At 67.1% G+C, this 20,799-nt stretch carries 18 protein-coding genes and 1 pseudogene; 10 read left to right on the top strand and 9 right to left on the bottom strand.

All coding sequences use genetic code 11. From position 1 onward, the window contains the following. Positions 1-144 precede the first annotated feature (144 nt). A complete protein-coding gene (locus PHA81_RS17170) occupies positions 145-1,998 on the bottom strand; it encodes a DUF2070 family protein (protein WP_005039211.1) in 1,854 nt (617 codons plus the stop codon). Between the two features lie 51 nt (positions 1,999-2,049). After that, positions 2,050-2,601 carry a GMP synthase subunit A gene (locus PHA81_RS17165; protein WP_005039213.1) on the bottom strand — a complete coding sequence of 184 codons (552 nt, stop codon included), beginning with the start codon at positions 2,599-2,601 and terminating at the stop codon, positions 2,050-2,052. Positions 2,602-2,821: 220 nt separating this feature from the next. Between PHA81_RS17165 and gdhB the strand changes: the two genes are divergently transcribed. After that, on the top strand, positions 2,822-4,111 hold the full coding sequence (gdhB, locus tag PHA81_RS17160; RefSeq protein WP_005039216.1) for a glutamate dehydrogenase GdhB: 1,290 nt from the start codon (positions 2,822-2,824) through the stop codon (positions 4,109-4,111). Positions 4,112-4,163: 52 nt separating this feature from the next. Here gdhB and PHA81_RS17155 read toward each other — a convergent pair whose 3' ends face one another. Further along, positions 4,164-4,601, bottom strand: coding sequence for a VOC family protein (locus tag PHA81_RS17155; protein WP_005039218.1), 438 nt, complete (start codon positions 4,599-4,601; stop codon positions 4,164-4,166). Between the two features lie 110 nt (positions 4,602-4,711). After that, positions 4,712-5,149 (bottom strand): annotated as a pseudogene (locus PHA81_RS17150) (hypothetical protein); the annotation flags it as partial. A gap of 627 nt (positions 5,150-5,776) precedes the next feature. Between PHA81_RS17150 and PHA81_RS17145 the strand changes: the two are divergent. Together PHA81_RS17145 and PHA81_RS17140 are read left to right on the top strand one after the other, a co-directional pair. After that, on the top strand, positions 5,777-7,282 hold the full coding sequence (locus tag PHA81_RS17145) for a (R)-citramalate synthase (RefSeq protein WP_049909782.1): 1,506 nt from the start codon (positions 5,777-5,779) through the stop codon (positions 7,280-7,282). Between the two features lie 86 nt (positions 7,283-7,368). Further along, positions 7,369-8,229, top strand: coding sequence for a 3-hydroxyacyl-CoA dehydrogenase NAD-binding domain-containing protein (locus PHA81_RS17140; RefSeq protein ID WP_005039228.1), 861 nt, complete (start codon positions 7,369-7,371; stop codon positions 8,227-8,229). 126 nt (positions 8,230-8,355) lie between these two features. Here PHA81_RS17140 and PHA81_RS17135 read toward each other — a convergent pair whose 3' ends face one another. Further along, positions 8,356-9,891 carry a carboxypeptidase M32 gene (locus tag PHA81_RS17135; protein ID WP_005039229.1) on the bottom strand — a complete coding sequence of 512 codons (1,536 nt, stop codon included), beginning with the start codon at positions 9,889-9,891 and terminating at the stop codon, positions 8,356-8,358. 216 nt (positions 9,892-10,107) lie between these two features. On the opposite strand from PHA81_RS17135, the gene PHA81_RS17130 reads away from it, so the two are divergent. The 4 genes from PHA81_RS17130 to arcS all read left to right on the top strand — a co-directional run bounded on the left by PHA81_RS17130 (position 10,108) and on the right by arcS (position 15,283). Beyond that, positions 10,108-11,214 (top strand): saccharopine dehydrogenase NADP-binding domain-containing protein, encoded by a 1,107-nt coding sequence (locus PHA81_RS17130; RefSeq protein WP_005039231.1) that lies wholly within the window; start codon positions 10,108-10,110, stop codon positions 11,212-11,214. A gap of 47 nt (positions 11,215-11,261) precedes the next feature. Then, positions 11,262-11,810, top strand: a complete 549-nt coding sequence (locus PHA81_RS17125; RefSeq protein ID WP_273837670.1) for an NUDIX hydrolase — start codon at positions 11,262-11,264, stop codon at positions 11,808-11,810. A 216-nt stretch (positions 11,811-12,026) separates the two neighbouring features. Next, complete coding sequence (tgtA, locus tag PHA81_RS17120; RefSeq protein WP_005039237.1) at positions 12,027-13,529, top strand: tRNA guanosine(15) transglycosylase TgtA; 1,503 nt, start codon at positions 12,027-12,029, stop codon at positions 13,527-13,529. Next, positions 13,526-15,283: an archaeosine synthase subunit alpha gene (arcS, locus tag PHA81_RS17115; RefSeq protein WP_273837667.1), complete on the top strand. Its 1,758-nt coding sequence runs from the start codon at positions 13,526-13,528 to the stop codon at positions 15,281-15,283. Before tgtA ends, arcS begins: the two co-directional genes overlap by 4 nt. A 108-nt stretch (positions 15,284-15,391) precedes the next feature. Here the strand turns inward: arcS and PHA81_RS17110 are convergent, their stop codons facing one another. Beyond that, on the bottom strand, positions 15,392-15,892 hold the full coding sequence (locus tag PHA81_RS17110) for a hypothetical protein (RefSeq protein WP_005039241.1): 501 nt from the start codon (positions 15,890-15,892) through the stop codon (positions 15,392-15,394). 138 nt (positions 15,893-16,030) lie between these two features. On the opposite strand from PHA81_RS17110, the gene PHA81_RS17105 reads away from it, so the two are divergent. Further along, a complete protein-coding gene (locus tag PHA81_RS17105; protein WP_005039243.1) occupies positions 16,031-16,915 on the top strand; it encodes a GNAT family N-acetyltransferase in 885 nt (294 codons plus the stop codon). Between the two features lie 46 nt (positions 16,916-16,961). Then, positions 16,962-18,035 carry an archaeosine biosynthesis radical SAM protein RaSEA gene (locus PHA81_RS17100; protein WP_005039246.1) on the top strand — a complete coding sequence of 358 codons (1,074 nt, stop codon included), beginning with the start codon at positions 16,962-16,964 and terminating at the stop codon, positions 18,033-18,035. Positions 18,036-18,053: 18 nt separating this feature from the next. Here the strand turns inward: PHA81_RS17100 and PHA81_RS17095 are convergent, their stop codons facing one another. After that, positions 18,054-18,332, bottom strand: a complete 279-nt coding sequence (locus PHA81_RS17095) for a hypothetical protein (RefSeq protein ID WP_005039248.1) — start codon at positions 18,330-18,332, stop codon at positions 18,054-18,056. Positions 18,333-18,443: 111 nt separating this feature from the next. Between PHA81_RS17095 and PHA81_RS17090 the strand changes: the two genes are divergently transcribed. Further along, the gene (locus PHA81_RS17090) at positions 18,444-19,301 is read left to right on the top strand and encodes a DUF4097 family beta strand repeat-containing protein (RefSeq protein WP_005039250.1); all 858 of its coding nucleotides are present in this window, start codon (positions 18,444-18,446) and stop codon (positions 19,299-19,301) included. A 555-nt stretch (positions 19,302-19,856) separates the two neighbouring features. Here the strand turns inward: PHA81_RS17090 and purQ are convergent. Then, the gene (purQ, locus tag PHA81_RS17085; protein ID WP_005039255.1) at positions 19,857-20,534 is read right to left on the bottom strand and encodes a phosphoribosylformylglycinamidine synthase I; all 678 of its coding nucleotides are present in this window, start codon (positions 20,532-20,534) and stop codon (positions 19,857-19,859) included. Next, entirely contained in the window at positions 20,531-20,782 is a 252-nt protein-coding gene (gene purS / locus PHA81_RS17080) for a phosphoribosylformylglycinamidine synthase subunit PurS (protein ID WP_005039256.1), read from the bottom strand. Before purS ends, purQ begins: the two co-directional genes overlap by 4 nt. Positions 20,783-20,799 lie beyond the last annotated feature (17 nt).

The raw sequence follows: 20,799 nt of genomic DNA, 5'->3' as shown, positions 1-20,799 counted from the left end.
GGCCCCGGCCCCCCCTCCCCCCCCTGCACCTCGCGCGCCCCCCCCCCCCCCCCCCCCGCCCCCCCCCCCCCCCCCCCGCCGGGGGCCCCCCCCCCCCCCCCCCCCCCCCCCCCCCCCCCCCCCCCCCCCCCGCAGTAAAAAGGTTCAGGCGACGAAAAAGAGGAGCACGCTCACCGCCATCAACGCGAGGACGAGGGCAGCGGCGAGCGCGCCGCCCATCCCGATCATCGCGTTGGCGTGGCTGGCGAGCGCCTCGGTCCGGTCGTTGCCGAACACCGTGACGCGGGCGCGCTCGGTCGCCATCCCGGCGGCGACGGGTTCGCGATCGTCGAGCGCGTCACCGACGAGGGTCTCGATCCGTGCCCTGAGTTCGTCGCGGTCGATCGCGCCGCCGACCTGGTTGGTCGAGTCGACGGTGTTCACGACGTGAGTGTCGGTGGTGAGCACCTCGGCGGTGTCCACAGGAAGGGAATCGACGATCGCATCGCGGAGGCCCGGTTCCATGTTGTTGCCGTCGATCAGCACGTAGGCGGTGGTGTCACCGCCGACGTCGAACACCGCGACACGGATGCCGAGCGGGCCGATGCCGTCAGTGGGCTCCCACGGCGTCTCGTCCCACGCGACCCCGAGTTCGAGGGTCGCTTGGGGTGCGTCGGTGAGATCGCTGGCGAGCCTCCCGGCGGCCTCCATCAGATCGAACGACCGCTGGCTGCCGGGAACCACGTGACCGAGATCAGGGCCGTCGAGCCCGTTGTTGGAGTTGTGCGCATCGGCGAGCATCACGTCGGCGAGCCCGCGTGAGCGTGCCTCCGCGGCCGTCGAGAGTCCCACGGAGTAGTCGATGTCGTCGGCGAATCCCGGGGCGTACGTCGCCACGAGCAGCGCGCTGTCACCGATGGCGTGGCCGGTCACGGTGGCCTCGCCGACGGTCGCGCGCCGACTCGGGGTCGCAGTCTCGGTGTACTCGATGCGCTCGTGGGCGCGCGAAACCGCGTCGAGCACCGTATCGACTTCGCGTTCGGTCACGAGGTTGAAGTCGTGGCCGGCGGTCGCGTGTGGCGGGAAACCGAGCCCGTCGGCGCTCTCGGCGACCCGCTCGGGGAGGTTGCCGCCACCGATCTCACCCATCGGTCCGGGATGGATCATCGGGAGGACGAACCGCGCTTTCTCGGTGCCGTCGGGCCGGCGGGCCGAAAGCACCGAGACGGGAACGATCGCCTCCTCGCCGAGCGACTCGAAGAACACCTCCAGCTCCCTCGTTCCCTCGGCGATGTGGCCGACGAACCCACGGAGGAAATCGAGGATGCTCACGCCGAGGCTCCGTCGCCACGGCCGGTCGATTGCGGCGACGAACACTCGGACGCCGACGGCGTAGAGGGCGCAGGTCAGCCCGAGCAGCGCGAAGTCGAGCGGTTCGACCGCCTGGAACTCCGCGGGGCCACGCGTCGGTCGGGAGAGAAACGAGCGCACCAGCGGGCCGCCGACCTCGACGAACCGCATCGTACCGCTGTAGACGAACACGAGGAGCGCGACCGTCGCGGTCTGGATGCTCGCGGGAACGCTCGCGGCGAGCAGCGATTTGCGCGAGATCGCCATCACGGCAAGCAATCGGAGCGCGAACACCGCCGCCAGCCCGATGGTCAGCGCGTCGAAGACGAACCCCTGACCGAGCGGCGTGAGCAGCGCGACGAGCCCCGCCACGACGAGCACGACGACGAGGAGGAGCTCGGACACGAGCGCGAGCAGGGAGGCACGGTTCGGCGTGAGCTGCCCACCGAGCCGGCGGTCGACCGGTGGTGTGAGCACCGCCGCCACGACGGTCGGGATGCCGATGAAGAACACCCCTTGCCACGCGTCTTCGAGAACGAACCGCGAGTCGAACGCCACGACGCCCGCGAGCGCGGCGACCACCAACGCGAACCCCAGACTCGCGTACCACCGCGGTGCGCGGAACACGTACCGCGAGAGCGCCGCGAGGTCGCCCTGCGTGGCCGTCATTGGCGGTGACACCACACGAGAGCAGGTAAAACCCCACTACTCGCCGGCAGGTTAGGACTCACAGATGGCGCGGAAGTTTGCGAAGACCGCCTCGCCCTCCGCGGTGTGGGCGACCTCGGGATGCCACTGGACGCCGTAGAGTCCGCGGTCGGGATCGCTCATCGACTCGATGTCACAGACGTCGCTTCTGCCCGTCCGGACGAACCCTTCGGGAAGTTCGACCACCTCGTCGGCGTGGCTCGCCCAGACCCGGGTTTCGGGCGCAAGCGATCCCACGAGCGGATCGTCGGCATCGTCGATGTCGACCGTGACGTCGGCGTAGCCACCGTAATCGCCGGCACCGACCGCTCCGTCGAGCTCGTCCGCGATGACCTGCATCCCCAGACAGATCCCGAGAACCGGGACACCGAGATCGAGGTACTCGTCACACCGACCGCTCTCGTCGATCGACGGACCGCCAGAGAGCACCAGCCCGTCGGCGTCGATCTCGTCAGGTGCGGTGGTGTTGTCGACGATCTCGGTCTCGACGCCGATGTCGCGCAACGCCCGGCCCTCGAGATGCGTGAACTGGCCGTGGTTGTCGACGACGACGATTCGTGTCATTGCTGGCTGTTGGTGAGAGTCGCCTAAAAGCCCCCTGAAACCGCCCGAACAAGGGGAACGATACGTCGTCCCGTGGTCCTAATATTGAACAGTATGCACAGGTATGTCGTAATAGCATCAGTATTATTAAGATGCAGCCCGTGAGCCGAGCCAATGCAGACTGCCGACAGCACCGCGGCGCGCACAGCAGCCGACAGCCACTGGCGAGGGAATCGCTGAAATGGCGGCAGCAACCGCCGAGACCGACGAGAGAGAGGACGAAGAGGAGCCCGAATCAGCGCGCGAGACCGCCGAACACCAGCTCGAACGCGCGGCCGCGCAGCTCGACATCGATCGGAACGTCGTCACCAGACTGTCGAACCCGACCCAGGTCCACCGGGTGTCGGTGCCGATGGAGCGCGACGACGGCACCGTCGAGGTCTTTACGGGCTACCGCGCCCAGCACGACAGCGTTCGCGGGCCCTACAAGGGCGGCCTTCGCTATCATCCCGGCGTCACCGACGAGGAGTGCGTCGGGCTCTCGATGTGGATGACGTGGAAGTGTGCGGTGATGGATCTCCCCTTCGGCGGCGCGAAAGGCGGAATCGTGGTCGACCCGAAGTCGCTCTCCGGCGACGAAAAGGAGCGACTCACCCGGCGGTTCGCCCAGGAACTCCGGAACGTCATCGGACCGACGCGGGACATCCCGGCCCCCGACATGGGCACCGACGCCGAGACGATGGCGTGGTTCATGGACGCCTACTCGATGCAGGAGGGCGAGACGATCCCCGGCGTCGTCACCGGCAAACCGCCCGTCGTCGGCGGGAGCTACGGTCGCGAGGAGGCCCCTGGCCAGAGCGTCGCGATCGTCGCGCGCGAGGTGTGCAAGTACTACGATCGACCGCTGGCCGAAACCACGATCGCAGTCCAAGGGTTCGGCAGCGTCGGCGCGAACGCCGCCCGCCAGCTCGACGACTGGGGAGCCTCGATCGTCGCGGTCTCGGACGTCAACGGGGCGATCTACGACCCCGACGGTCTCGACACCAGTGACGTGCGCTCGCACGAGGAACAGCCCGAGGCGGTCACCGGCTATCCAGGGGCCGAGGCGATCACGAACGCCGAACTCCTCGAACTCGATGTCGACGTGTTGATTCCGGCCGCGATCGGCAACGTCCTCACCGAGGCGAACGCCGGCGACGTCCAAGCCGACATCGTGGTCGAAGGCGCGAACGGCCCGACCACGACCGCGGCGGACGAGATTTTCGAGGAGCGGGAGATTCCGGTCGTTCCCGATATCCTCGCCAACGCCGGCGGCGTCACCGTCTCCTATTTCGAATGGCTCCAGGACATCAACCGTCGGGCGTGGTCGCTGGAGGAGGTCAACGAGGAGCTCGAAGCCGAGATGCTGACCGCGTGGGAGGACGTCCGCGCGGCGTTCGACGACCACGACGCGACGTGGCGCGACGCCGCCTACATCGTCGCGCTCCGCCGGCTTGCCGAGGCACACGAGGCGCGCGGCCTCTGGCCCTGAAAGCGGATTTCACCGTTTCGGTCGCTCGCCGTCCCGCCCGCTCATCGAGTTCTCAGAGCGCCGTCGGATCGAACGGTTCGTTCATTCCCTGCCACTCGGTGCGGTCGTTCTCCGCACGGGTGTCGCGGTAGGCTTCGAGCCCGTTACCGTCGGGATCGTCGAAGTACAGCGCCTCGCTGATGCCGTGATCGATCGGATCGACCCGGACGCCGCGCTCGTCGAGCGTTTCGTAGATCCGCTTGAGTGCCTCGCGGCTCTCGGCCTCGAACGCAGCATGGTAGAGACCGATATCCGATTCCGTCCCGGCGGCGTCGGAGCCGACTTCCTGGAGGGCGACGTCGTGGTGATGGTCGCCGAAGGTGAGGAACGCGAACGGGCCGTGGCGATCGCTCACGTCGAGGTCGAACACGTCGGTGTAGAACGCGACCGCGCGCTCGACGTCACGGACCTTGAGATGGACATGGCCGAGGTGGGGTGTCGAACGACTCATGCGCGTTCGTGGTACGGGATAGAAGTAAGGGCTCTGGCGTGCTCAGTCGGTGGAATCGAGTCGTCACAGCTGCGTCACGGATCCCGGTATCGATTCAGCGGTCGTCCGGTTCACTCGTCGTCGTACCGGTCAGCCGCCGACGAGAAGCCGAATTCGTCCTGCTCGCGACTCCGCCGTCCCTCACGTGCGGCGATCGCCTCAGGATCGGGACTGGCGTCGTCACCGAGCCGCGCCCACGAGTTGTGGATCTTGGCGTGACACCACCGGCAGAGGGAGACCGTGATCTCGTGGCTCGGTTCGTCGTCTGTACCATCGCTGTTACGATTTTCGCCGTCGCTGGTGTCGGCGTACGAGAGGTGGTGTTCTTCGAGCAGCGGCCGTTCGTCGGAGTGGGTCATCCGGCGTTCGTCGATTCCACACCGCGCGCACTCCCGGGAGTGGTTTCGCGCCCGGAAATGGGGGCAGTCCGGCCAGTCCCAGTCGCCGGCGGGATCGGCCGCCGGACAACGGAAGTCGTCGGCTCGGCGCTTGGCGGCGAACCCGGGATCTCCGTCTCGCGGGTGGTTCGAGAGACGGCCGGGCTGTCTCTCGTCATCCCGAAAGGCTCCGCCTTTCGGACGACGTCGCCCGTTCGCGGGTCGTTCCTCCCCGCTCACCCCGGGGCGCTCGCTTCGCTCGCGCCCCGCCCTGCTCGACCGTTTCGCGTCCCTCCGGGACGCGCTTTCGGCGTGTTCGAGGGCGTACCGACACCGGCCGTCGTCGGTGAGGTGGTCGCATCGCTCGACGAACGAGTAGGGGTCATCGACGCCGACCGACGTGCCGGCGGGCGTCTTTTTCATGTCCGTTTTGCGTCTCGGAGGGGTTTGAGTACATCGCTACATCGGATACTCATGGGTTTTGTTGCGACGGCCGACTCGTCCACGACGAATCCTGACGCAACTGAGAACCGTAGGCCACACCCTCCCCAGCCGATTCGCTCAGTCATTTCGCTCCTTCGCTCATCCCTCGCACGAGTCGCGCCGCGCTCCGCTCCCGCGCGCCACCGCAACCATACCGCGACCAGAGCGGAGGACACGATAGTCGGCCACAGTTCGACTCGCCCGGACAGCAACATCTGTCGGAAGGCACCCCTTTAAGAGTCTACCGCGCGGCGGTGCGAGTGGCTATCATGACCAGTGACCGATTTATTCGGGGGCCTCCCCGAAACCACTCCGCTCTCCGACGCTGACGTACAGTTTCTCGATACCACGCTCCGCGACGGCGAACAAGCCCCAGGGGTGTCCCTCGCGCCCGACGAGAAGGTCGACATCGCGCGGCAGCTCGATCGGGCCGGCGTGTCGGTCATCGAGGCCGGCAGCGCCTGCACCGGTGCGGGCGAGCGCGAGGCGATCTCGCGGGTAACAGGAGAAAACCTCGACGCCCGAGTGACGAGTTTCTGCCGCGGGATCCGCCGCGATGTCGATCTCGCGCTCGACTGCGATGTCGACGGGATCAACCTCGTCGTGCCCGCGAGCGACCGCCACATCGAGGGAAAAGTCGACTCGACTCGCGAGGACGTGCTCGCGGACGCGGTCGAGCTCGTCGAGTACGCCCGCGATCACGGCCTCTGGGTCGAACTCCTCGGCGAGGACGGCTCCCGCGCCGACATCGACTTCCTCTCGCGGCTCGCCCGTGCGGGGTTCGATGCCGGCGCGGATCGGGTGTGTTACTGTGATACCGTCGGGCACGCGACGCCCGAGCGCACGGTCGAGGTGGTTTCGACCCTCGCCGAGTGCGGTCCGACGAGCACCCACACCCACGACGATCTCGGGCTGGGGGTGACGAACGCGCTCGCGAGCGTGGCGGCCGGCGCGGATCTCGTCCACGCGACCGTCAACGGGGTCGGCGAGCGTGCGGGCAACGTCGCTCTGGAGGAGGTTGCGATCGCGCTCGCGCATGGGTACGGGGTCGAGACCGTCGATACCACCCTCCTCTACGACCTCGCCCGCACCGTCGCCGACGCCACAGGAATCGCGCTCGCACCCAACAAGGCGGTCGTGGGCGAGAACGCGTTCACCCACGAGTCGGGCATCCACACCGACGGCACCCTCAAAGACGAGGCGATGTACGAGCCCTATCCACCCGAGACGGTGGGCCGCGAGCGCCGGCTCGCCCTCGGCAAACACGCCGGCCGCGCGGGCGTCGAAGCGGCGCTCGAAGAACACGATGTCGACGTAACTGCCGACGAACTCGCCGCAATCACCGACCGCGTGACGGATCTCGGCGAGGACAAGCGCGTGACCGACGCCGACGTGCTCGCACTCGCGGAATCGGTCCAAGGCCGCGAGCGCGAGCGCCGGGTCGAACTCCTCGATCTCACGGCCGCGAGCGGCAGCGGGACGCCGACCGCGAGCGTCAGACTCAGGATCAACGGCGACGAGCGCACCGCGAGCGGCACCGGCAGCGGCCCCGTCGACGCCGCGGTGGGGGCCGTCCGCGAGGCGCTCGGGCCCGGCGGTGACGCGACGCTCGACTCCTATCACGTCGACGCGATCACCGGTGGCACCGACGCGGTCGTCACGGTCGAAGTCGAGATGAGCCGTGACGCACAGTCAGTATCGGTCGCCGCGAGCGACGCCGACATCACTCGCGCGAGCGTCGAGGCGATGGTCGAGGCGCTCGACCGACTGCACGCCGCGTAGCGCGCGGAGCCCGGGGTTCGTCTCGTCTCCTCCGGGTGCAGGCGACGGTCCAGCAGGCTTACGAGCGGGCCGCCCGGAGCGGGGATATGCGCGAACTCGATTCCGTCGAGCGGGTGGGCGTCGTGGGCGCGGGGACGATGGGCAACGGCATCGCTCAGGTCGCCGCCACCGCCGGGTACGACGTGGTGATGCGCGACATCGAACAGGAGTTCGTCGAGAAGGGGTTCGACGCGATCGACAGCAGTCTCGATCGGCTCGTCGACGGCGAGAAGCTGTCCGACGACGGGGCGACGGCGACCCGCGAGCGCATCACGGGCACCACGGAGCTCGACGATCTCGCCGACTGTGATCTCGTGATCGAGGCCGCAGTCGAGGAGATGGCAATCAAACAGGACATCTTCACCGATCTCGACGAGACGGTGCCCGACGACGTGGTGCTCGCGACCAACACCAGCACGCTCTCGGTCACATCGATCGCGAGCGCGACCGATCGGCAGGAACTCGTCGTCGGCGTCCACTTCATGAACCCCGTCCCGGTGATGGACGGCGTCGAGGTCGTCGTCGGCGAGCGCACGGGTGAGAAGACGACCAAACTGGCCCACGACTTCGCCGAGGAGTTGGACAAGGAGACGTGGGAGTCCGACGACAAGCCGGGCTTCGTCTCGAATCGCATCCTGATGCCGTGGATCAACGAGGGAGTCCGAACTCTCGACGAGGGTGTCGCGACGAAGGAGGACATCGACCGCGGGATGAAACTCGGGACGAACGTGCCGATGGGCCCTTTGGAGCTCGCCGATCACATCGGTCTCGACATCTGTCTCGACGCCACCGAGACGCTCCACGAGGAGTTGGGCGATCGCTACACGCCGGCGTACCTTCTGAAACGAAAGGTCGAGGCGGGCAACCTCGGCAAGAAGACGGGCCGCGGGTTCTACGAGTACGAGTAGCCCGCCGAGAGCGACAGCCGCCGTTCGATGGAGTCGGCTGCGCAGTCGTTGGCTAGGTCGTCGGTCAGGACCTGGCGTGGCGTCGGTGTGTTCAGCTGAGCGATACGGTGATGGTCGTTCTGCCGGTCAGGAGCCGTAGAGGTCGCCGAACTTCGCCTCGGCGTAGTCGACGAAGTACTCGGCTGTCAGGGGCTCGCCGGTGGCACGCTCGATGAGTTCGTCCGCGGGATACCGCTGGCCGTGGCGGTGGACGTGCTCGGTCATCCAGTCGTGGAGCGGCTCGAACTCACCCGCCCGAATCAGTTCGTCCACGTCCTCGTCGAGGTCCTCCCGGAGTGCGGCGTCGAGCTGGGCGGCGAGCACGCTTCCCACGGTGTAGGACTGGAAGCTCGCGAACCCGCCGGTCCAGTGGATGTCCTGGAGACAACCCTCGGTGTCCGTGTCGGGCCGGACTCCGAGATACTCCTCCATCCTGTCGTTCCACGCCGTCGGGATTTCCTCAACGTCCAGCTCGCCCGCGACGAACGCCTTCTCGATCTCCGCTCGAAGGATGATGTGGAGATGGTAGGTGAGTTCGTCCGCCTCGACCCGGATCAGGTTGTCGGGGTAGATTCGATTCGCGGCCTCGTAGAGGTCCTGTGGACTCGCCTCGGTCCCGAAGTGCTCGTTCACCGTGTCGGCGTAGCGGTCCCAGAACGCTTTCGTCCGGCCGACGTGGTTCTCCCAGAACCGCGACTGGGACTCGTGGACGATGCCCCGGGACTGGCCGAGCGGGGTTCCGTAGTGTTCCTGGGGAAGGCCGAGTTCGTAGGTGGCGTGGCCGAACTCGTGGATCGTCGCCAGCACCGCCCCGAAAGGATCCTCGTCCCGAAAGCGAGTCGTGATCCGGCAGTCGTGCTGGGAGCCCACAGTAAAGGGATGTGGCGAGGTGTCGAGGCGACCGCGATCCCAGTCGTAGCCGAGATCGTCGAGGAACGCCCGCGAGAGTGCTTCCTGGGAGTCCTCGTCGAAGCTCCCCTCGGCGAACGGGTCCGCGAGGTCGGGATCGCGGGACTGGAGGTCCTCGATCAGCGGAACGAGTTCGTCGCGGAGATCGTGGAGGATCGCCTCGACCCGATCGAGCGGGAGGTCGGGATCGACTCCCTCGAACATCACGCGGTAAGGGTCGCGGTCAGCATCGATGTGCTCGGCGCGCTCGACGTGGAGGTCCCGGAGGGTTTCGAGCGTGGGGGCGAACGCCGCGAACTCGTCGTCGGCCTTCGCGTCCTGCCAGATCTGCTGGGCTTCGGAGCCCGTCCTGGTGATCTCCTCGACCAACTCGCCTGGCACCCGGGTCGCCTGCTCGTAGTCCCTGCGAGTCTCGCGGACGACCGCCGCCTGGGGATCGGTGAGCTCGGCCTCGACCGCCCCATCGAGGAGGTCGCCGGTCTCGTCGTCGGTGAGGTACTCGTGTGTGAGACTCGACAGCGCCGACTGCTGGGCTGCCCGCGCCGGTGCGCCGCCATCCGGCATCGTCACCTGCTGATCCCAGTGGAGCACCCCGCCGACATCGGCGAGATGGGCCAGCCGTTTGGTGCGATCGAGCAGTTCCCGGTACGCTTCCGGTGTGTCGTCGTCCACGGTCGGTGCTGTGTCGGACTCCTGTGTGGGTGTCTCTGCCATATATTGTGTTTCGGGTGTTCGCTGACGGTGTGCATGCTCGGCCGCCGACCCCTCGACGACGACACGATCGGCATGTCCGTCGATACTCGGCGTTGGGTCGTTCGAGCGACGTGCTACCGGCTACCGAAGACTACTACAAGAAAGGTCGCATTCGTTCCGACAATCGCGCCACGAACGGCCGCGTGAGTTTTATCGCCGCCGCCCGATGGGAGAACTATGACCGACGAGCTGTTGATCTACGGATCGTACGGCTACACCGGCGCGTTGATCGTCGAGACGGCGACCGAGGAGGGACTCTCGCCGACGCTCGCGGGCCGGCGTGCAGAGCCGGTCGAGCGACAGGCCACCGACCGCGGTCTCGATCACCGTGTGTTCAGCCTCGACCATCCCGCGGTGATCGAAGCTCACCTCGACGAGTTCGACGCGGTGTTGAACTGTGCGGGGCCGTTCTCGGCGACCGCGGAGCCGATGGTCGAGGCGTGTCTCCGGAGCGGTACGGACTACCTCGACATCACCGGCGAGATCGCCGCCTTCGAAGCTCTCGCCGAGCGCGACCGCGAGGCCGAGAAGGCCGACGTGACGCTGCTGCCGGGGGTGGGTTTCGACGTCGTCCCCACCGACTGCCTCGCGGCGTATCTCGAAAGCCGGCTCCCCTCCTCGACGCAGCTCCGGCTCGCGATCGATGGGATGGGGACGTTCTCACCGGGAACCCTGAAATCCATCGTGGAGGGGCTCTCGCGATCGGGCGCGGCGCGGATCGACGGCAAGATCGAAAGCGTGCCGCCGGCGTGGAAGACCCGCCGGATCGACCTCGGCGTGGGGCCGAAACCCGCGGTGACGATCCCGTGGGGCGATGTCGCGACGGCGTACTACACCACCGGGATCCCGAACGTCGAGACCTACGCCACCGTTCCGCGGCTCGCGGTCGCGATGATGCGGCGGACGGGAGCGCTCACACCCGTGTTCGGCTCGTCTGCGGTCCAGCGCGCGCTGAATGCGGTGATCGATGCGACCGTTTCGGGGCCGACCGCCGCCGAGCGCGCACGGAGCACCACCCGGGTGTGGGCCGAAGTCGAGAACGACGAGGGCAAACGCCTCGCCGCCCGCCTCGAAACCCCCGACACCTACGATCTGACCGCACGGACCGCCGTCGAGTCGGCGCGGCGGGTGGCGGCCGGCGAGGTCGCGCCTGGTTTCCAGACGCCGGCATCGGCGTTCGGCCCCGAGTTCGTGCTGGAGTTCGACGGCGTGGAGCGCGAGGACGTCGCGGGCTCGATGGGTGAGCCGTCCGAGACGGCCACGGCGGACGCCATCGACGACTGATCGGAACCGACGACAACGTTTATTCTCGGGTCCGTGGTCGAGAACGCATGGACGACCCGCTCGCGTGGGCGACCCGCGACGCCGATATCGCGTACTCGTGTCCGGGGTTCGATATCGTCACCGAGACCGTCGAACTCCCCAATGGGACCGAGACCGATTTCGATTACGTCGACGAGCCCGCCGCAGTCGTAGTGTTGGCGCTGACGCCCGACGATCGAGTGGTCGTGATCGAGGAGTGGCGTGAGGCCGTCGGACGGGTGAATCGTGGGCTCCCGGCCGGCACCGTCGAGCCCGATGACGACGATCTCGCGACCGCGGCACGGCGCGAACTCGAAGAGGAGACGGGCTACGTGGCCGACGAGTTCGACCACATCACGACCGTCGAGCCGCTCAACGGACTGGCGAACTCGGTCCATCACCACTTCGTCGCGCGCGGCTGTCGACCGGCTGGCGAACAGCGCCTCGATGACGACGAGTCGATCCGCGTCGAGACGACCACCCGCGACGAACTCCTCGATGGGCTCGCCGCCGGCGACCTCCGTGACGGCCGCTCCGCGCTCTGTCTGCTCTATCACGAACGGTTTGCCGACGACTGAGCCGGGTTGCTGGAATGGAGTTGGCGCGCGGGAGGGCGTCGAAGACGCCCGACTCTCGTGGCTTGCGGTACTCATTTGTGCCGTCATCAGTAGCGGTCGCGATCACGGTAACAACAGTCGAATCGCTCTCAACACCGTCGGCGATTACAAACACCTCAACAAGTGCTGGTACGGAGAACGCAATCCTTAGGCGCACGCCAGCGGTTTTGAACAGGAATGAGTGGAGTTTTCGAGCAACGGACGGCGGACGCTGCGGGCCGGATCGGCGAGCTCGCCGTCCCGCGCTCGGGCGTCACGGTCGAGACGCCCGCGCTGATGCCGGTCGTCAACCCCCACGTTCAGACGATCGCGCCGTCACGGCTGGAAGAGGAGTTCGGTGTGGAGATCCTGATCACGAACGGCTACATCCTCTCGCAGAGCGACGATCTCCGCGAGGCCGCGCTGTCGATGGGACTTCACGATCTCCTCGATTTCTCGGGGGCGATCATGACCGATTCCGGGTCCTTTCAGCTCGCCGAGTACGGCGAGATCGACGTCACGACGCCCGAGATCCTCGACTTCCAGTACGAGATCGGCTCAGACATCGGCACGCCGATCGACATCCCGACACCGCCCGATGCGGGCCGGGATCAGGCGGAACGCGAGCTTTCGACGACCCAGGACCGGCTCGAACGCGCCCGGGAGGTCGAGACCGGCGAGATGCTCGTGAACGCTCCCGTCCAGGGCTCGACCCATCCCGACCTCCGCGAGGACGCGGGGCGACACGCCCGCGACACGGGTCTCGACGTGTTCCCGGTCGGGGCGGCGGTCCCCTTGCTGAACGCCTACCGTTACGATGACGTGGTCGAGATCGTCACCGCGGCGAAGCGCGGGCTCGGTGCAGGGGCTCCAGTCCACCTGTTCGGCGCGGGCCACCCGATGATGTTCGCGCTCGCGGTCGCGGCGGGCTGTGACCTGTTCGACTCCGCGGCGTACGCGCTCTACGCTCGTGACGATCGCTATCTGACGGTTCGCGGCACCGAACACCTCGCAGAGCTCGACTACCTGCCCTGTGAGTGTCCGATCTGTGTCGCCAACACACCCGCCGAGCTCCGCGATCTCGGTGACGACGAACGCGAGCGACGCCTCGCCGAACACAACCTCCACGTGAGCTTCGGCGAACTCCGTCGGATCAAGCAGGCGATCCGCCGCGGCAACCTCCTCGAACTCGTCGAGGTGCGCGCACGGGGCCATCCCGCGATGCTCGACGGGTATCGTGCGCTGCTCGATCACGCCGATCGGCTGGAGAGTTCGGATCCGGCCTCGAAGAGCGCCTTTTTCCACCTCTCGGCGGAGAGCGCCCGCCGACCCGAGGTCCGCCGCCACCACGACCGTCTCGCACGGCTGGCTCCCGAAGGCGATGTCCTGCTCACTGAGGGCGGCGAAAACAGCCAGTACGACGAGTCGTGGCGTGTAGTCCCGCCCTTTGGCCCGTTCCCGCGACACCTCTCGGAGACGTACCCGCTCACTGCCGAAGTGCCCGAGCGCACCGACCGCGAGAGCTACGAGGCAGCCGCCGAGGGAATCACCCGCCTCGCCGAATCGAACCCCGACACCGGGTTCACGCTCGCCCATCGGGAGTGGCCGGCGAGCGCGCTCAAAGAAGTTCCCGAGCGCGTCGCGACGGTGCCGCTCGAATCGATGGACGAATACGACGCGGCGGGCGAAACGGACCAATGACCGAATCCTTCGAGGTTCACGACCGCGATGGGGCGGCCCGGATCGGGGAGGTGCGCCTCGACGATCCACTTACCACGCCCGCACTCTGCGACGAGATTCTCGCGGACGCGGGCAGCCGCTGGCCGGAAGAACGCGAGACGCCGACCGGCGACTCCGAGCACCTGACCGTCCTCCCGCATCGCGCGCTCCCGGCGGGCACCCCCGAGGAGGTCGCGGGTGCGTTCGCTCCCGAGTACCCCGACATCGACGCGCCGAGTGCCGCAGTCGTCTCGACCGAAACGGCGACCGACCACGGGACCGACGCCTACGTGCTCTCGGACGCTCAGGGAATCGTCGGCCACGCCCGCGCGTTCGTGGAGGCGATCGTCGCCGTACGGAGAGCGATCCCCGACGACACGGCGCTCTACCTACCAGGGGTAGCGACACCCGCGAACGCCGCGCTGCTCGCGTACGCTGGCGTCGATCTCCTCGACAGCGATCGTGCTGTCGTGAAGGGAACCCAAGGGAAATACCTCACTTCGGACGGCGAACACTTCCTCGAAGACCTCACCGAGCTGCCGTGTGCGTGCCCGGCCTGCCAGGTGGAGCGGGGCGAGTTCGACCGCGAGGACTGTGCGAGCCACAACGCGACCGTCCTCGAAGCCGAACTGTCGACCGTTCGCGAGCGGATCCGTCGAGGACGGCTTCGGGACTATCTCGAAGGCCAGGCCCGCCACGAGGGGTGGCTGACGGCGGCGCTCAGACGACTCGACCAGGAGTACGCGTATCTCGAAGCACGCACGCCCGTGATCCGACGCGCCGAACTGCTGGCCACGAGCGAGGAGACCCTTCGACGGGCCGAGATTCAACGCTTCGCCGAGCGGGTCACGACCCGGTATCACAATCGATTCGACAACCCGCTCGTCCTCGTGCCGTGCTCGGCGACGAAGCCGTACAGCGAGTCCCAGAGCCACGAACAGTTCCACAGCGCCATCGGGTTCCGGGCGCACACGGTGTCGATGACCTCGCCGATCGGCGTCGTGCCCCAGGAACTCGAATGCACGTACCCGGCCCAGCACTACGATTCGGTCGTGACGGGCGAGTGGACCGCCGGGGAGATCGAGTTCGTGGCGAGCGTGCTCGAAGCCTATCTCGAACGCAACGAGTACCCCCAGGTGATCGCCCACGTTCCCGAGGACTACCGCCCGATAACTGAACGCGTAGAAGACTCGCTCGGGATCGATTTCACGTACACCGTCAGCGACCATCCGACGACGACGGACTCGCTCGCGGCGCTCGACGACGCGCTCGACGGCGAGCTCAAATACTCCAAACGCGAGCGCCAGCACAACACCGTCCGCGCGATCGCGGACTACCAGTTCGGGCCGCGGGCGGGCGACGCGCTATTTGGAGAGATCTCCACGGAGAGCTTCTACCCCAAACTCCGGGTTCGAGGGGCCGACGGTGACGAAGACGACCACCTCGCGACGATGGTGCCGCAGTACGGCACGCTCTCTCTGACGCTCGCGGGTGCCCGCCGGTGGGTCGAGAGCGACGCCCCCACGAAGCGAGTGGAGATCGACGGGTTCGTCCCGCACGGCAGCGTGCTCGCACCGGGAATCGTCGACGCGAGCGATGAAATCCGGGTCGGCGACGAGGTCGTCGTCGAGGGACCGAAGGCGTTCGCGGTCGGCCGCGCGGCGATGCACGGCTCCGCGATGGCCGAGGGCACCCGCGGCGTCGCCGTCACGGTCCGTCACGTCGAGGAGCGATAGGACCGAGCGAGTCGCCGACCCCGACCGACCGATTTACTTCGCCCCACCGTGAGCTACGGGCCGTTATGACCAGCCAGTCGATGCTGGAAGCGGCGTTCGAGCCGCTCATCAGGTCGAGGTCATCTGCCAGCGGTAGTACTCCACGAACAGCAGGAACACACCGGCGAGCAGCGCCACTCCCAGACCGATACCGGGTGTGACGGCAAACGCCGAGGCACTTCCCTCGGCAAGAGGGTTACCTGCATCGGCAGCCGACCCGATGACCTGCTGTTTGACCCATTCGTTCGAGCCCAGTTGGAGGAAAACCAATCCGATGATGGCGACACCGCCCGCGAAGCGACACCACGCACCCACCCAGCCCCGAAGCCGCCACGAGAGAAACAGAACGACGACAGCAACGACTGCGACACCGCGACCGGGCCAGAGTTCGAGACCCGAGAAGCTTCGCGCCGACCCCAGCGGCACCTGCACGGTCACCCAGCTCAGGACGGTCGACGCGAGAGCCACCATCGGCGGCCCGTACCTGTCGACCCACGCCGAAACGAACCACGGGTACAGCCCGCGAGAACCCTCCGATCGCCGATAGCCTCGTCCTGTGCCGTCACCCATGGATGACGCATCTACCTCGTTCGGCCACTTTCGCTTTGCCATTCGTCGCCCACTCGATTCGGACGGTTCTCCATGGCGGGAGCCACGCCGGACCGAACGCGGCCAACAGCTAAGGGGGAGAGTCGTGTTTTTCACGGTATGAGCGCGACGACCGAACCGGAGACGTTCGATGATGACGTGCGACGGCGGCTCTACGAGTACGTCGAGCGGAACGGCGCGGTTCGACCCGAAGTGCTCAGAAACGAGGTTCGGGTCGCGGAGGACCGGCCCGGATCGAAACCGCCACGGTCGGCACTGCCGACCAAACGCGTCCGCCTCCCGGCCGCACAGTTCCGCGAGCACGTCGACGCGCTGATCGAGGCGGGCCACCTCGACGAGCACGACGGCAAGCTCAGGGTCGCGTGGGAGGCCGAAACCACCGAACTCGACACCGCTGACGGGCCGGTGACGATCCGTCCCGCCCACCAAGAAGACATGGAAGGAATCACCGACGTGATCGGACGAGTCACGGCCGCGGGAACCCACATCCGCGCCGAGACCGTCGGGGAGGCGATCGACCGCGAGAGCGCGCTGTTGCGCCACGACGACCGCCGACGGACGTTCTTCGTCGCGACCGAACGCGAGGACGCCGGCGAAACGGACACGGCGGACACGGACGAGACCGACCAGGACGGCGGCGGCGAGGACGACGGCAGCAAGGACGATGACGACGAACAGGTGGTCGGGTGGGTCCACGTCGACGCGCTCGACGTCGAGAAACTCAGCCACACCGCCGAACTCACCGTCGGGGTCGTCGCCAAGCGTCGCCGACAGGGCATCGGTCGGGCGCTCCTCGAACACGCCCTCGACTGGGCGGCGTCGGTCGGCTACCACAAGATCTACCAGGCGCTGCCGGCGACGAACGACGAGGCCGTCGCGTTCCTCGAAAGCGCGGGCTGGGAACGCGAAGCCGTCCACGCCGAACACTACCTGGTCGACGAGGAGTACGTCGACGAGGTGCTCATGGCGACGTGGTTCGACTGAGCCGGCGGACGGCAGGGTTTTGCCGCTCGATCGGGTAGCACCGGCAATGAGCAGTACGCCCGATCCCGAGGTCTACGAGCAGGGCAAGGGGATGGACGCCCACAACGCGGCCATGCGCCGAATCCGCGCGCGCAACGATCAGACCTACGATCCCCACGAACCCACCCGGGTCTGGCTCGATGAGGACAACACGCCCGACGGCGTTCGCCAGTCGCTCACGATCATTCTGAACGCCGGCGGCTGTCGGTGGGCGCGCGCCGGCGGCTGCACCATGTGTGGCTACGTCGCGGAATCGGTCGAGGGTGGCACAGTCCCCCACGACGCGCTCATGGACCAGCTCGAAGTCTGTCTCGATCACGAGCAAGAGAACGCCGACGAACCCTGCCCGCTCGTCAAGATCTACACCTCCGGGAGCTTCCTCGACGAGCGCGAGATCCCCCCCGAAACCCGCGCCGCGATCGCCGAGACGTTCGCCGACCGCGAGCGGATCGTGGTCGAATCACTCCCCGATTTCGTCGATCGCGAGCGCCTCGCCGACTTCACCGACCGCGGCCTCGCGATCGACATCGCGGTCGGCCTCGAAACCGCCACCGACCGGGTGCGCCACGACTGCGTGAACAAGTACTTCGACTTCTCGGAGTTCGTCGCGGCGAGCGAGGCGGCCGACGCGGCGGGCGCAGGGATCAAAGCCTACCTCCTGATGAAACCGCCCTTCCTCACCGAGAGCGAGGCGGTCGCGGACATGGAGTCCTCGATCCGACGGTGTGCCGAACACGCTCATACCGTGTCGATGAACCCCTGTAACGTCCAGCGCCACACGATGGTCGAGGACCTCTATCACGATGGGAGCTATCGTCCACCGTGGCTCTGGTCGGTGGCCGACGTGCTCGAATCGACCGCGGATGCCGACGCGATCGTGGTCTCCGATCCGGTCGGCCACGGCTCGGATCGCGGCCCGCACAACTGCGGCGAGTGCGACGATCGGGTTCAGACCGCGATCAAGGACTTCGACAAGCGACAGGACCCCACAGTGTTCGAGCAGGTGTCCTGTGAGTGCGAGGCGACGTGGAAGGCAGTGATGGAACGGGAGAAGAGCTACGGGATGCCGCTGGCGCGGTAGCTGGGTAGCGACATCCTGTCAGATCGCGTCGTCGGGGTCGTGTTCGTCGGCCATTCGACTCACTTCGCTGGCGTAGCGCTCGCGGGTTTCGGGATCGCTGACATCGCCGAGGTTGCCCGGATCGACATCGAGCGCGGCGGTCGTCTCGCGGCCCGGTCCCGAAAAACTCGGCAGGGCGCGTTCCTTCCGGAAGTCGTGCTCGCCGTCGGGCGTCGCGTAGGTCAGGATGATGAGGTTCTGTTCGTCGTCCGAATACGTGCGCTCGACCAGCCAGACCCGGATCGTCTCGTCGGTCATTCCGGCGGCAGTACGGACGGCCAGCGGTTAGTGTTGTGGGCTCGACATCGGAGGGGTTGTATCGCGGATACCGACACAAAGCTGATACTGGCGGAGTATGACCCGAGAACGATGACGTTGCCCCTCACTCGCCGTCGGCTGCTCGGTGCCTGTGCGGTCGGTCTCTCGGTCGTCTCGGCCGGCTGTGGCGGTGCGATGTCGTTCGGCACCGATCAGACGGAGTTCGAGCGTGGTCTCGGGACGGATGTAGCGCGGATCACTGTCGAGACGGACAGCGGCGATGCGAGGGTGAGCCGAACGGACGCGGAGTCGGTTCGCGTTCGCGGCACCAAGGAGACGGGATCGGTGTTTACGGATCTCGACGACTTGACCGTCGAGACGGCGCGCGACGGCGATCGACTCCACATCAGCACGGATACAAGCGGCGGCTCGTTTCTCGGCCTCGGTGGCGGATCGATCTCCCTCGATATCGGGGTGCCCGAAGGCGTCGCCGTCGAGAGGGTTTCGTCGGGGAACGGCGTCGCCACCGCAACCAACGTCGCCGGTGACGTGAGCCTCGAAGCGACGAACGGGATGGCGAGGGCGAACGATGTCGACGGGTCCGTCTCGCTGGCGTCGACGAACGGCCCGCTCAGTGCGCGCGGGATCACCGGTCTCGACGGGGCTGAGACGACCAACGGGGAGGTCGATGTGGCCGTTCCCGCGATCGATGGCGACGTGTCGATTTCGTCGATAAACGGAACCGTCATCGCGGCGCTAGCTCCCGATCTCGATGCGACGGTCGTCGCTTCGACGGAGAACGGCACCGTCAACGTCGACGATCTCCCCTTCGAACGGGATGGGCCAAAGGACACGCTTCGCGGGACGCTCGGCGACGGCACGCACGAACTCACCGTCGAAACGACGAACGGCAGCGTGCTCCTCACTCGACTGCGCCGCCCCGTCCGACAGTCCCAACAGTCCCAGTGAGCCGGCGGTCCTCGAAGCGGCCCGGTCCCGAAACGCTCGGGAGGGCGCGCTCCTTCCGGAGGTCGTGCTCGTCGTCGGGCGTCTCGCCGGCAGAATGATGGGGTTCTGCTCGTCGTCGGAGTACGTCCGCTCGACCAGTCAGAACTGAACCGTCTCGTCGGTCATCCCAGCGACGGTACGCAGGGTGTCATAGAACACTTCACATACCTCACCAGCGGTCCGAGAAACGGTGTCTGACAAGCAGCCAGTATCACCGATATTTAGAGCCGGCCGTAGCGGACCTCTTGAGCGACATCCGAAAACCATGCCAACCGTTCTATGACACCCTAACGGTACGGCCAACCGGTGGTAGTGCTGATCCACCCTTTCGTTGATTTCGGCCATGCGTCGTCGTCATCCGTCGGTCTCGAGGTCCGCACCACACCCCGGACAGGTCTCGTCGGCGATCGATACCTGAAGATCGCAGTTCGGACAGACAGCGCGATAGCACGCACGCTCTCCCATGTGAGTTAATACCGCGCTGCCGATGAAAAACGCTGGGGTCGGTATGAGTGGCTACTCCGCGAACCCGCGCAGGATCGCCCGCCCGTCGGTGCCGCCGAGCTCGGGCAGGGTCGCACGCTCGGGATGGGGCATCAACACGGCAACGGACTCGCGCTCGCCGCACACGCCCGCCACCGCGTCCGTCGATCCGTTCGGGTTCGATTCCGGTGTCACGTTCCCGTCGGCATCGCAGTACCGAAAGAGGACTCGATCCTCGCGATCGAGATCGGCGAGACGTTCCTCGCTGATCTCGAATCGGCCCTCGCCGTGGGCGATCGGGAGTTCGATCACCTCGCCCGGCTCGAAAGCCTGGGTCCACGGCGTGTCGGCGTTCTCGACCCGGAGGTGGACGTGCTCGCACTGGAAGCGCGCGCTCGCGTTGGTGGTGAACGCGCCGGGCGTGAGGCCCGTCTCGCAGCCGACCTGCGCGCCGTTGCAGATCCCAAGCACTGGCATGCCCCCGTTCGCGGCATCACGGACGGCCTCCATGATCGGTGCGCGCCCGGCCATCGCGCCCGCCCGGAGGTAATCGCCGTACGAAAAGCCACCGGGAAGGACGATCCCCGAGGGGTTCTCGGGGAGTCCGTCCTCGTGCCACGTCCGCTCGGCGTCGATCTCAACATCCTGGAGCGCGCGAACCGCGTCGCGATCGCAGTTCGAGCCGCCGAACTGGATGACCGAGACCGTCATCGCGACTCGACTTCCACGGTGTAGTCGTGGATGGTCGGATTGGCGAGCAGGCGTTCGGCCATCGCGTCGGCGCGCTCTGCGGCCGCATCTTCGCTCGCGGCGTCGAGATCGACCTCGAAACGATCGGCCGCGCGGAGCTCCTCCAGCTCGAACCCGAGGCGTTCGAGCGCGCGGGCGGTGGTCTCGGCCTCGGGATCGAGCACGCCCCGTTTCAGCCGCACGGTGACGACGGCGGTGTAGGCGGTCATGAGCGGCGGAACGGAGC

The sequence above is a fragment of the Halococcus sp. PRR34 genome (genome assembly GCF_028617175.1).
Taxonomy (GTDB): Archaea; Halobacteriota; Halobacteria; order Halobacteriales; family Halococcaceae; genus Halococcus; species Halococcus salifodinae.
Note: the sequence above shows the minus strand (reverse complement) of the source record. Positions and strands in the feature narration are given on the sequence as shown.

Coding starts and splice junctions, on each gene's coding strand:
- PHA81_RS17090 (WP_005039250.1), top strand. CDS start 18,444: ATGACGTTGCCCCTCACTCGCCGTCGGCTGCTCGGTGCCTGTGCGGTC.
- PHA81_RS17100 (WP_005039246.1), top strand. CDS start 16,962: ATGAGCAGTACGCCCGATCCCGAGGTCTACGAGCAGGGCAAGGGGATG.
- PHA81_RS17130 (WP_005039231.1), top strand. CDS start 10,108: ATGACCGACGAGCTGTTGATCTACGGATCGTACGGCTACACCGGCGCG.
- PHA81_RS17140 (WP_005039228.1), top strand. CDS start 7,369: ATGCGCGAACTCGATTCCGTCGAGCGGGTGGGCGTCGTGGGCGCGGGG.
- PHA81_RS17095 (WP_005039248.1), bottom strand. CDS start 18,332: ATGACCGACGAGACGATCCGGGTCTGGCTGGTCGAGCGCACGTATTCG.
- gdhB (WP_005039216.1), top strand. CDS start 2,822: ATGGCGGCAGCAACCGCCGAGACCGACGAGAGAGAGGACGAAGAGGAG.
- PHA81_RS17125 (WP_273837670.1), top strand. CDS start 11,262: ATGGACGACCCGCTCGCGTGGGCGACCCGCGACGCCGATATCGCGTAC.
- PHA81_RS17135 (WP_005039229.1), bottom strand. CDS start 9,891: ATGGCAGAGACACCCACACAGGAGTCCGACACAGCACCGACCGTGGAC.
- tgtA (WP_005039237.1), top strand. CDS start 12,027: ATGAGTGGAGTTTTCGAGCAACGGACGGCGGACGCTGCGGGCCGGATC.
- purQ (WP_005039255.1), bottom strand. CDS start 20,534: ATGACGGTCTCGGTCATCCAGTTCGGCGGCTCGAACTGCGATCGCGAC.
- PHA81_RS17110 (WP_005039241.1), bottom strand. CDS start 15,892: ATGGGTGACGGCACAGGACGAGGCTATCGGCGATCGGAGGGTTCTCGC.
- PHA81_RS17155 (WP_005039218.1), bottom strand. CDS start 4,601: ATGAGTCGTTCGACACCCCACCTCGGCCATGTCCATCTCAAGGTCCGT.
- PHA81_RS17105 (WP_005039243.1), top strand. CDS start 16,031: ATGAGCGCGACGACCGAACCGGAGACGTTCGATGATGACGTGCGACGG.
- arcS (WP_273837667.1), top strand. CDS start 13,526: ATGACCGAATCCTTCGAGGTTCACGACCGCGATGGGGCGGCCCGGATC.
- purS (WP_005039256.1), bottom strand. CDS start 20,782: ATGACCGCCTACACCGCCGTCGTCACCGTGCGGCTGAAACGGGGCGTG.
- PHA81_RS17165 (WP_005039213.1), bottom strand. CDS start 2,601: ATGACACGAATCGTCGTCGTCGACAACCACGGCCAGTTCACGCATCTC.
- PHA81_RS17170 (WP_005039211.1), bottom strand. CDS start 1,998: ATGACGGCCACGCAGGGCGACCTCGCGGCGCTCTCGCGGTACGTGTTC.